Source organism: Streptomyces sp. NPDC018610, from assembly GCF_044391765.1.
Taxonomy (GTDB): Bacteria; Actinomycetota; Actinomycetes; order Streptomycetales; family Streptomycetaceae; genus Streptomyces.
Window position 1 is genome coordinate 1 of the sequence record NZ_JBISAL010000005.1, and the last position, 10,910, is coordinate 10,910.

Below are 10,910 nucleotides of genomic sequence, written 5' to 3' on the forward strand. Positions count from 1 at the left end.
TCGAGATCCGCAAGCAGAACCCCGCCTTCGGACTCGGCTCCTACACCGAACTCCCCTCCTCCAATCCCGCCGTGCTCGCCTTCCTGCGGGAGTACCGGGACGACCTCGTGCTGTGCGTGCACAACTTCTCCCGCTTCGCCCAGCCCACCGAACTGGACCTGAGCGCCTTCGACGGACGGCATCCGGTCGAGCTGATCGGCGGGGTGCGCTTCCCCGCCATCGGCGAGCTGCCGTATCTGCTGACCCTGGCGGGACACGGCTTCTACTGGTTCCGGCTCACCAAGGTCGCGGCCCGGGTCGGACGGCGAGTCTGAGCGCGCGACCGAGACAGAAGGAGGCGTGACCATGCCGAAGACCGCATCCCTGAAGCCGAGCACCGCGGGCCTCGACGAGCCCATGGCCTCGCTCGGATCGCTGCTGCGCGAATGGCTGCCCCGGCAGCGCTGGTTCGCCGGCAAGGACCGGCCGGTCACCGATCTGCGGCTGCTGTCGATGACGGAGCTGTTCCCGGGCTGTCTGCATCTGCTGGTCCACGCCGAACACGCGGGCGTCCCCACCGGCCACGGCGGCGTCCCGGCCCCCGCCGGGACGTCCGTGCCGCCGCCCGCCGACTGCTACCAGCTGCTGCTCGGCGTGCGCCGGGAACTGGCGCCACGCCTGCACCGGGCCTTCATCGGCCGTCCGGTGGCCGGACCGCTGGCCGGCCTGGCGGTCTACGACGCGCTGTGCGACCCGCGCTCGGCCCAGCTGCTCCTGGAGCGGCTGCGGCGCCCGGGCACCGCGGGTCCGCTGCGGTTCGAGGCCGACCCGTCCGTGCCCATCAGCGGCGGACTGGTGCCCAGGCTGCTGGACGCCGAGCAGTCCAACTCGTCGATCGTCTACGGCGACGAGTTCATCCTGAAGGTGTTCCGCCGGATCCAGCCGGGCGTCAACCCGGACCTGGAGGTGCCGTGGGCCCTGGCCCGGGAGGGCTGCCGCCGGGTCCCCGCCCCGGTGGCCTGGCTGCGCACCACCCAGCCGGAGGCGGCCACGCTCGGTGTGCTCCAGCCGTTCCTGCGCGACGCGGCCGACGGCTGGACGCTGGCCCTGCGGGCGCTGGCCACCGGCGACGACTTCACCGCCCAGGCGCACCAGCTCGGGCAGGCGACGGCCGAGGTGCACCTGGCGCTCGCCGAGGCCTTCCCGACCGGCGCCCACCGCGAGATGGCACGCACCGCGGCGGCGATGACCGAGCGGCTGGAGGCGGCGGCGCACAGCGTGCCCGCCCTGCGGCCGTACGCGGCCCGGCTGCGCACCGCGTTCGCCGCGCTGGCCGGCTGCGACGCCGGGCCGCCCGCCCAGCGCATCCACGGCGATCTGCACCTCGGCCAGGTGCTGCGGGCCGGACGCGAGTGGTTCGTGATCGACTTCGAGGGAGAGCCGTCGCGTCCGCTCGCCGAGCGCCGCATCCCCGAGTCCCCGGTGCGGGACGTCGCCGGGATGCTGCGCTCCTTCGACTACGCCGCCCGGCAGCGCCGCCCCTGGCGCCCGGAGTGGGCGCGCCGCTGCCGGGAGGCGTACTGCGCCGGGTACGCCTCCCGGGCCGGCTGGGACCCCCGTAAGAAACACGCCCTGCTGCGGGCCTACGAGACGGACCGTGCCGTGTACGAAGTGCTGTACGAGGCCCGGCACCGCCCCGACTGGCTCGCCGTACCGATGGCGGCGATCGAACGTCTCGCCGTGAGAGGAGGCTGAACCGGTGGCACTGCGCGAAACGTCACTTCCCGAGCCGTCCGGACCCGTCCCGCCCGCGGCGGGCCAGGTGCGGGCCGCTCCGCCCCTGGACCCCGCCGACCGTGCGCGGCTGCTCTCGGGCTCGCACCACGATCCGCACGCGCTGCTGGGCGCGCATCCGGTGGACGGCGGCGTCGCCTTCCGGGCGCTGCGCCCGTTCGCCCGCGCGGTGGGAGTCGTCGTCGACGGCGACCGCACCGACCTGGTCTCCGAGGGCGACGGGCTGTTCTCGGCCCTGCTGCCCTTCGAGACGATCCCCGAGTACACCCTCCAGGTCGCCTACGAGCACGACGCGTACGAGGTCCATGACCCCTACCGCTTCCTGCCCGCGCTCGGCGAGCTGGACCTGCACCTGATCCGGGAGGGCCGGCACGAGCAGCTGTGGCAGGCGCTCGGCGCGGAGCCGATGGTCCACCAGGGCGTGGCCGGCACCCGGTTCACGGTGTGGGCGCCCAACGCGCGCGGTGTGCGGGTGGCCGGGGACTTCACCTACTGGGACGGCACCGCCTTCCCGATGCGCTCGCTGGGCGCGGCCGGCGTGTGGGAGCTGTTCCTGCCGGGCATCGGCGAGGGCGCGAAGTACAAGTTCGAGATCACCTCGCAGTACGGCGGCCGGTTCCTCAAGGCCGACCCGATGGCGCGGCGCACCGAGGTGCCACCGGACACCGCCTCGATCGTGACGGCCGCGCACCACGAGTGGGGCGACGCCGAGTGGATGGCGCACCGCGGGGACACGCCCGTGCACGAGGCGCCGCTGTCGGTGTACGAGGTGCACCTGCCGTCGTGGCGCAAGGGGCTGACCTACCGCGAGCTGGCCGAGGAGCTGCCCGCGTACGTCAAGGACCTGGGCTTCACTCACGTGGAGCTGATGCCGGTCGCCGAGCACCCCTTCGGCGGCTCCTGGGGCTACCAGGTGACCTCCTACTACGCGCCCACCTCGCGCCTGGGCACCCCGGACGACTTCCGGTACTTCGTGGACGCCTGCCACCGGGCCGGGATCGGCGTGATCATGGACTGGGTGCCGGCCCACTTCCCGAAGGACGACTGGGCGCTGGCCCGCTTCGACGGCGACCCGCTGTACGAGCCCGGGAACGCGCAGCGCGCCGAGCACCCCGACTGGGGGACCTACGAGTTCGACTTCGCCCGGACCGAGGTGCGCAACTTCCTCGTCGCGAACGCCGTCTACTGGTGCGAGGAGTTCCACATCGACGGCCTGCGCGTGGACGCGGTCGCCTCGATGCTCTACCTCGACTACTCGCGCGACTCCGGCCAGTGGACGCCCAACCGGTACGGCGGCCGGGAGGACCTGGACGCGATGGCGTTCCTCCAGGAGATGAACGCCACCGTGTACCGGCGGGCGCCGGGCGTGGTGACGATCGCGGAGGAGTCCACCGCGTGGGGCGGGGTGACCGCGCCGACCGACCGGGGCGGGCTCGGCTTCGGGCTGAAGTGGAACATGGGCTGGATGCACGACTCGCTGCAGTACATGAGCAAGGAGCCGGTGCACCGCAAGTACCACCACCACGAGATGACGTTCTCGATGGTGTACGCCTACAGCGAGAACTACGTGCTGCCGATCTCCCACGACGAGGTGGTGCACGGCAAGCAGGCCCTGGTGTCGAAGATGCCGGGCGACTGGTGGCAGCGCCGGGCGAACCACCGGGCCTACCTCGGCTTCATGTGGGCCCACCCGGGCAAGCAGCTGCTGTTCATGGGGCAGGAGTTCGCGCAGGGCGGCGAGTTCTCCGAGGAGCAGGGGCCGGAGTGGTGGCTGCTGGAGGAGGGCAACTGCTCGGCGGGCGATCACCGCGGGGTGCGCGATCTGGTGCGCGACCTCAACACGCGCTACCGGCACACCCCGGCGCTGTGGCAGCGCGACACCAGTCCCGAGGGCTTTCGCTGGGTCGCCGTGGACGCCGCCGACGACAACGTCTACGCGTTCCTGCGCCACGACGCCGAGGGCGTCCCGCTGCTCGCGGTGTCCCACTTCTCCCCCGTGGTGCGCGAGGACTACCGCCTGGACGTGCCGGGCGAGGTCACCGCCTGGACGGAGGTCCTCAACACCGACGCCGCCCCCTACGGCGGCAGCGGTGTCGCCAATCCGGACCCGCTCAAGCCGGAGGACGGCCGCATCCGGCTCACGCTGCCCCCGCTGGCCACGGTCTGGCTGGCTCCGTACCCCGCCTGAGCGGCGCCGCCCCGGGGCCGCGGCCGCAGGACGTCTCACCGCACCGAGGTGTCCGGCCGCCGTCCCGGGGCAGTCGGGGCGTACGACGACCCGGCGCCCGCCCGGTGTCGCGCGGAGATACGGAAAGGCGGCGACAGGTGCGGACCGTCGGAGTGGAGGAGGAGCTCCTCCTGGTCGACCCGGAGACCGGTGAGCCGAAGGCACTGTCCGCGGCGGTTCTCGCCCGGGCGGAGGCGGACGACGCGGACCAGGACGTGTTCGAGAAAGAGCTGTACGGGCAGATGCTGGAGTTCGCCACGCATCCGCAGACGGACATGTCCGAGCTCGGCGCGGAGATCGTCCGCTGCCGCAAGGAGGCGGCCCGGCACGCCGGGGAGATCGGCTGCGCGGTGGCCGCGCTGGCCACCTCCCCGCTGCCGGTCAGCCCCACCATCAGCATCAGCCCCCGCTACCAGTGGCTGGCCGACCAGTACGGCATCGCCACCCGGGAGCAGATGGTGTGCGGGATGCACGTGCATGTGTCCGTGGAGTCGGACGAGGAGGGCGTCGCGGTCCTGGACCGCATCCGCCCCTGGCTGCCCGTGCTGCTGGCCGTCAGCGCGAACTCGCCGTTCTGGCAGGGCAGGGACACCAGTTACGACAGCTACCGCAGCCGGGTGTGGGACCGCTGGCCCTCGGCCGGCCCGACCGAGCTGTTCGGCTCCCCGGAGCGCTACCACCGGCTCGTGGCGGACATGGTGGCCACCGGCGTCATCCTCGACGAGAAGATGGCGTACTTCGACGCGCGGCTGTCCGAGCGGTACCCCACGGTGGAGGTGCGGGTCTCGGACGTGTGCCTGCACGCGGAGACGGCCCAGCTGATCGCCACGCTGGTGCGCGCCCTGGTGGAGACCGCCGCGCGCGACTGGCGGGCCGGCCGGGAGCCGGTGGACCACAACGTCGGTCTGCTGCGGCTGGCCGCCTGGCAGGCCGCCCGTGCGGGCCTGGCGCGCGAACTGCTGCACCCCGCGACCATGCGGCGGCTGCCGGCCGAGTCGGTGCTGGAGTCGCTGCTGGAGCACGTCGGTGACGCGCTCGCCGACTCCGGCGACCTCGCTGGGGCCCGTGAGGCCGTGGCCGGACTGCTGCGGCGCGGCACCGGCGCCCGGGTGCAGCGCGAGCTGATGGAGCGGACCGGGAGCCTGCGCCAGGTCGTCACGGAGTGCGTGCGCCACACCCAGGGGTGAGGCGCGCGCCGGGGCCGGCACCGGGGCCGTTCAGAAGATCAGGCCCAGGGCGTACCCGAGGAAGCCGACGGCGATCAGCAGGACGAGCAGGAGGATCAGGGTGAGCGGGGCCTTGGCCCAGCCCCTCGACGCGTAGTCCGGCGCGTGCGGCGCCGCCTCGGGCATGCTGCTCTCCGCGGGCGGGGTCTCGCCGGGTGGTACGCCGCCCCCCGGCAGCAGGCCGGGGGTCCGGTCGGGATCGGGATCGGGATTGACGTAGCTCATGGCCGCCGGGTTCCCCGATCGGCCGAGATCACGAAACAGGGCCACTTCCCGGTTCCGGGTTCGCGGGCACGGCCCCCTGGGCTACATTCGACCCCCGCCGACGACGACGCTACTCATCGGCGGAGTCACCCTCCGTACACCGCAGGAGCAGCGCATGCGCGACTTCGCCCTCGCTCCGTCCGGCTCCTCCCCGACCGGCGGCCTGGCCGACAGCGTCTTCGAGACCGCCGTCGCCCGGCCGGACCTGCCGGTGGTGGCACGGCGCGGCGGCCCGGCCGCCGGCTGGCAGACGGTGACCGCCGTGGAGCTGCGGGACGAGGTGACCGCCCTCGCCCGCGGTCTGGTCGCCTCCGGTATCTCCCCGGGCGGGCGGGTGGCGGTGATGGCGCGCACCCGGTACGAGTGGACGGTCCTCGCCCACGCGCTGTGGACGGTCGGGGCCGAGGTCGTCCCCGTCCACCCGACCGCGTCGCGCGAGCAGGTCGAGTGGATCCTGCGCAGCTCGGGGTGCGTTGCCGTGGCCGTGGAGGACGAGCAGGGCGCGATGACGGTCGGGTCCGTGTGCGCGACGCTGCCCCGGCTGCGGCACGTGTGGCAGCTGGACGCCGGGGCGTTCGCGCAGCTGGCCGAGCGGGGCTCCGTGGTGCCGCCGACCACCGTCGACTCGCTGCGCCGGATCATGCTGCCCGACGCCACCGCCGTGGTCGCCTACACCTCCGGCACGACGGGCCACGCCCTGGGCTGCGCGCTGAGCCATCGCGCCCTCGCGAGCGTCTGCGACACGCTGCTGGCGGGCTGGGGGCACACCGCGGCGCCGCCGGGCGAGCAGCCCTCGGTCCTCGCCTTCCTGCCGTTCTCGCACGTCTACGGCCTGATGGTGCAGAGCATCTGCGTACGGGGCGGGATCCTGCTGGGCCACGAGCCCGACCTCGCCGAGGCGGTGCCCGCGCTGCGCTCGTTCCGGCCCACCTACCTCTACGCCGTCCCCTCCGTCTTCGAGAAGCTCTACAAGAACTTCCTGCGCACGGCCCAGCAGGAAGGCCGGGGCGCGCTGTTCGAGCGGGCGGCGGACACGGCGCGGGACTACGCGGCCGCGCTGGAGCGGCGGCGGACCGGGCGGGGCGGGGGCCCCGGCCTGGACCTGCGGCTGCAGCACGCCCTGTACGAGCGGACGGTGTACCGCAGGCTGCGGGCGGCGCTGGGCGGCAGGGTGGCGCGCGCGACCTCGGGCGGTTCCCCGCTCAGCCGCGAACTGTCCTTGTTCTACGAGGGCATCGGCATCTACGTGCACGACGGGTACGGGCTGACGGAGACCGCCGGCGGCATCACCATGCAGCCGCTGGGCCGGGAGAAGTCGGGGACCGTCGGCAAGCCGCTGCCGGGCACGTCGATCGAGCTGGCCGCCGACGGGGAGATCCTGGTGCGCGGGCCGTCGGTGTTCCAGGGCTACGTGGGCGACGAGGCCGCGACCCGGGCCGTGCTGCGCGACGGTCTGCTGGCCACCGGGGACCTCGGCGAGCTGGACGCCGAGGGCTATCTGACCATCACCGGGCGCAAGAAGGACGTCATCATCACCAGCGGGGGCAAGAGCGTCGCCCCGGCCCTGCTGGAGCAGCGGCTGAGAGCGCACCCCCTGGTCCACCAGGCCGTGATCGTCGGCGACAACCGGCCGTGCGTGGGGGCGCTGATCACCCTGGACCCGGAGTTCCTGGCGCACTGGCGGGCGGGGCTGGCGCTGCAGGCCGACGCGCCGGGCCGGGAGGCGCGGGAGGAGAACGCGCTGCGGGAGGAGGTGGGCCGGGCGGTCGCCGCCGCCAACAGCGCCGTCTCCCGTTCGGAGTCCATCCGGGTCTTCCGGGTCCTGCCCGAGCCCTTCGACGTGTCCCAGGGACTGCTCACGCCGTCGATGAAGCTGCGCCGGGCAGCGATCGCGGAGCGCTACGCGTTCGAGATCGACGCCATGTACCAGGCCCGGACGCGTCCTTCGCGCCGGCCGGCGGCGGACCCGGCGGCCGACTGGGAGGACCGCGACGACGTGTTCCGCCGAACGCGGTCCCGGGCGGCGCGGCCGGGGCAGGCGTGAGATCGGAATCCCGGGAAACCTGTTCTCGCATGTTCCTGACAACATGCGAGATCCTCGCCGCCGTCCGTGTGCGAAGCGGGAGGTGAGCCGTGCTCTTCCTGGTCGTGGCCCTGCTGTTGCTGGCCGTCGTCCTCGGGTCGGTGGCCTACCTGCCCTGGCCCGTCACCCTGGTGCTGAGCGCGGTCGTCATCGGATGGCTCGCCGTCTTCACCGTGCGGGAACGCCGGCGGCGCGGCCGGGCGGGGAGGGCGTGAGCGATGCGGATGACCGCACCACCGTCCCGGTACACCGGCAGGCGCGACACCGAGGGCATGGCGGTGGCCTCCTTCGTGCTCGGCCTGGTCGGCCTGGTCGTGCTGAACCTGGTCCTCGGCCCGGTGGCGATCGCCCTGGCCGTGATCGCGCTGCGCCGGGGCACGCCGCGTCCGGCCCGGGCCCGGCTCGGGCTGGCGCTGGGCGTGGCCGACCTGGTGGTCCTCGCGGCCCTCATGGCCGCGCACCACGGCTCGTCCTGGACCGCCTTCCACTGAGCGGGGAGCCCCGCCCCGGCCGGGGTGAGCCTGGGGAGCCCCGGCCGCCCCAGACTCACCCCGGCCGCGTACGTCTCCGGTTCTTCACGGCCGGCTACGTCACCGGCCCTTCCCGGCCCGCGTACGTACGTCGCCGGCTCCGCACGCCGTCGTACGTCGCCGGCCCTTCCCGGTCGCCCTCCCGCGCGCCCCTCCGCGGGCCGTACCCGTCTCCGGCCGAGCCCGGGTTCACCCGTCTCGGGTCGGACGGGTTTACATCCGCCGGATCGTCGCAGACGCGGAGACGAAGCCGTGCCGATCAGCGTGAGGGGAGCCCCGACCATGACACACCGCCGCCGCCCGCTGCCGTGCCCCGCCCCCGGGCCGGACCACGCCCGCGATCCCGGCGGCGCGGCGGCCGGCGGCGGCGCCGGGACGGCAGGGGTGTGGCGGGAGCTGTACGAGGCCTGCTGCCTGACCGGCTGGGAGTCCCGGGGCAGCGTGCACGACCCCCGGGCCTGTCCGGGCCTGACCGCCGCGTGAGGCGGCCGTGCGCCGCCGCTGAGACCCGTCCCACGCGCCGCGCAAGCGTAGGGTCCGCGCCCATGGGAACCAGACAGTGGGACGGATGGGAACGAAAGGACGACGACGACGCCCTGCTCTCACGCCGGGCCGGGAAGGCACGATGGCAACCGAGCCGCATTGGAACGAGACACTGGCCACCGAGGGGATTCCGACTCGCACCGCTCGCTTCGCGGGCGAACTGCACCATGTGACGGGTGCGCGCCTCGCCGCGGAGGAGTTCCTCGACGACCTCGCGCGCGCCGCGCTGCCGACGGCGCAGGAGCACTGGGACGACATCCTGCTCGTGGTCACCGAACTCGCCGCGAACGCGGTGCAGTACGCGCCGGGACCGTTCGTGCTGCGCATGCGCCGCACCTTCGACGGTGTGCACGTGACGCTGAGCGACACCAGCACGACGCCGCCGGCCCCGAGGCCCTTCCACCCCAGCCGCGGCGGCGGCGGGATCGGCTGGCACCTGATCCACACGCTGTGCGACCAGGTCAGCGTGGTGGTGAACGACCGCGGCAAGGACGTGCACGTCTTCCTGCCCTGGTGAGGCGGCGCGGTCGGCCCGCGCCCCCTGCGGGACCCCGTTCGCTCACGCCCGGCCCCGGCGCACGGGGCCGTCCGCGTGCGGCCCTGCGGGGCGGCCGGAGAGCCGGAGCCCCCTGCCGCCCCGCAGGCCGGTCGGTCAGGCGGTGGTCGCGTCGCGCGGCCCGAGCCCGTGGTAGTAGCTCCCCACGCCGCTCAGATAGCCGGGGTCCATGGTCTCGCTGTCGGTGCGGAAGCGCGGCGCCGCCTTGATCTCCACGCGGGAGCAGGCCACGGAGATCCGCCGCTCCTCCGTGTCGACGCCGGTGACCACGCCGACCGGCACCAGGACGCTCTGGCCGAACACCCACACCCCGGTGTCCACGACCAGGTGCCGCATCCCGAAGTGATCGGCCTCCCGGTCCACATGGCCCACGACGCCGTCCGGGGCGACGACGGTGAAACCTGTCAGGTCCTCCCCCGGCTCCCGAACGGCCTCGGGCGGGTACGACCAGATGCTGTCGACGGTCACGCTGCTCCTCTCCGCGGTGAACGAGCCGTGTGCCACCGGACCTTGGGCGCGGCGCCCCGGCTCACGGCACCGACTACCCGGCGCGGCCGGTCGCATTCGGTGTCCGCGGGGCCCGGACCGGAGGGACCGGACGGCGCCCTCGGCCCCCGCGGCGGGCCCCGGCCACAAGACCCGCGACCAGCACGGCGAACCAGAGCGTTTACCCGCTTCTCGGCATGTCATGCACGACGCATGCGAACGGGAATTCCGCGGACTCCGATCGCCACGGGCTTTTGTTCGGCGGGGGCCGGTTGGGTTAGCCTGCGACGTATTTTCTCATCGCGCGCGGATCCGTGACATGCGGAAACGCGCGCCGCGAGGCGGGCCCGCCGCGGCCCGGCGGGGTTTTCCGAGCCCTCATTCGTCGAGGGCTCCCTGGGGAGCGGGACGAGGGTGCGCATGACCAGCGACAAGACCGAGGTCGCCGACGCCGTGCCGGGCGACCGGGAGCTGAGGCAGCTCCTGGCGGGTCTGACGGCCGTACGGGACGGCGATTTCGGCACGCGTCTGCCGGAGGACGCCGACGGTCTCATGGGCGACATCGCGACCGTGTTCAACGGCATGGTCGACCAGCTGTCCGTCTTCACCTCCGAGGTCACGCGGGTGGCCCGGGAGGTCGGCACCGAGGGGACGCTCGGCGGCCAGGCCGAGGTGCCGGGGGTCTCCGGGACCTGGGCCGACCTCACCGACTCCGTCAACGCCATGGCCGGCAACCTGACCACGCAGGTGCGCGACATCGCCCAGGTGGCGACCGCGGTGGCCAAGGGCGACCTGTCGCAGAAGATCGACGTGCCGGCGCGCGGGGAGATCCTGCAGCTGAAGGAGACCGTCAACACGATGGTCGACCAGCTCTCCGCCTTCGCCGACGAGGTCACCCGCGTCGCCCGCGAGGTCGGCACCGAAGGACGCCTCGGCGGCCAGGCCAAGGTGCCCGGAGTCGCCGGCGTGTGGCGTGACCTGACCGACTCCGTGAACTTCATGGCGGGCAACCTCACCAACCAGGTCCGCAACGTCGCCCAGGTGACCACCGCCGTGGCCAAGGGCGACCTGTCGCAGAAGATCACCGTCGACGCCCGCGGCGAGATCCTGGAACTGAAGAACACCATCAACACGATGGTCGACCAGCTCTCCGCCTTCGCCGACGAGGTCACCCGCGTCGCCCGCGAGGTCGGCACCGAAGGACGCCTCGGCGGCCAGGCCG

Annotated in this window: 12 protein-coding genes; 10 read left to right on the top strand and 2 right to left on the bottom strand. The window is 73.6% G+C overall.

What is annotated here, in order from left to right; genetic code table 11:
* From ACH5A8_RS14155 to ACH5A8_RS14170, 4 genes are all read left to right on the top strand, one after another.
* Positions 1–314, top strand: a 314-nt coding sequence (locus tag ACH5A8_RS14155) for an alpha-glucosidase C-terminal domain-containing protein (RefSeq protein ID WP_399001529.1), incomplete at its 5' end; no start/stop codon positions are given.
* A 31-nt stretch (positions 315–345) separates the two neighbouring features.
* The gene (locus ACH5A8_RS14160; protein ID WP_399001530.1) at positions 346–1,734 is read left to right on the top strand and encodes a maltokinase; all 1,389 of its coding nucleotides are present in this window, start codon (positions 346–348) and stop codon (positions 1,732–1,734) included.
* A 4-nt stretch (positions 1,735–1,738) separates the two neighbouring features.
* Positions 1,739–3,961: a 1,4-alpha-glucan branching enzyme gene (gene glgB / locus ACH5A8_RS14165; protein ID WP_399001532.1), complete on the top strand. Its 2,223-nt coding sequence runs from the start codon at positions 1,739–1,741 to the stop codon at positions 3,959–3,961.
* Positions 3,962–4,098: 137 nt separating this feature from the next.
* Positions 4,099–5,187, top strand: a complete 1,089-nt coding sequence (locus tag ACH5A8_RS14170; protein ID WP_399001534.1) for a glutamate--cysteine ligase — start codon at positions 4,099–4,101, stop codon at positions 5,185–5,187.
* Between the two features lie 30 nt (positions 5,188–5,217).
* Here ACH5A8_RS14170 and ACH5A8_RS14175 read toward each other — a convergent pair whose 3' ends face one another.
* Positions 5,218–5,451: a DUF6480 family protein gene (locus ACH5A8_RS14175; RefSeq protein WP_399001536.1), complete on the bottom strand. Its 234-nt coding sequence runs from the start codon at positions 5,449–5,451 to the stop codon at positions 5,218–5,220.
* Positions 5,452–5,605: 154 nt separating this feature from the next.
* Here ACH5A8_RS14175 and ACH5A8_RS14180 point away from each other — a divergent pair, with 154 nt between their 5' ends.
* From ACH5A8_RS14180 to ACH5A8_RS14200, 5 genes are all read left to right on the top strand, one after another.
* A complete protein-coding gene (locus ACH5A8_RS14180) occupies positions 5,606–7,534 on the top strand; it encodes an AMP-dependent synthetase/ligase (RefSeq protein ID WP_399001538.1) in 1,929 nt (642 codons plus the stop codon).
* 89 nt (positions 7,535–7,623) lie between these two features.
* Positions 7,624–7,788, top strand: coding sequence for a hypothetical protein (locus ACH5A8_RS14185; protein ID WP_399001540.1), 165 nt, complete (start codon positions 7,624–7,626; stop codon positions 7,786–7,788).
* A 3-nt stretch (positions 7,789–7,791) separates the two neighbouring features.
* On the top strand, positions 7,792–8,064 hold the full coding sequence (locus ACH5A8_RS14190; RefSeq protein ID WP_399001542.1) for a DUF4190 domain-containing protein: 273 nt from the start codon (positions 7,792–7,794) through the stop codon (positions 8,062–8,064).
* A 321-nt stretch (positions 8,065–8,385) separates the two neighbouring features.
* On the top strand, positions 8,386–8,586 hold the full coding sequence (locus ACH5A8_RS14195; RefSeq protein WP_399001544.1) for a hypothetical protein: 201 nt from the start codon (positions 8,386–8,388) through the stop codon (positions 8,584–8,586).
* A 142-nt stretch (positions 8,587–8,728) separates the two neighbouring features.
* Positions 8,729–9,163, top strand: coding sequence for an ATP-binding protein (locus ACH5A8_RS14200; RefSeq protein ID WP_399001546.1), 435 nt, complete (start codon positions 8,729–8,731; stop codon positions 9,161–9,163).
* Positions 9,164–9,298: 135 nt separating this feature from the next.
* Here the strand turns inward: ACH5A8_RS14200 and ACH5A8_RS14205 are convergent, their stop codons facing one another.
* Positions 9,299–9,670: a PRC-barrel domain containing protein gene (locus ACH5A8_RS14205; protein ID WP_399001548.1), complete on the bottom strand. Its 372-nt coding sequence runs from the start codon at positions 9,668–9,670 to the stop codon at positions 9,299–9,301.
* Between the two features lie 438 nt (positions 9,671–10,108).
* Between ACH5A8_RS14205 and ACH5A8_RS14210 the strand changes: the two genes are divergently transcribed.
* On the top strand, positions 10,109–10,910 hold an 802-nt coding region (locus ACH5A8_RS14210; RefSeq protein ID WP_399001550.1), incomplete at its 3' end, for a HAMP domain-containing protein.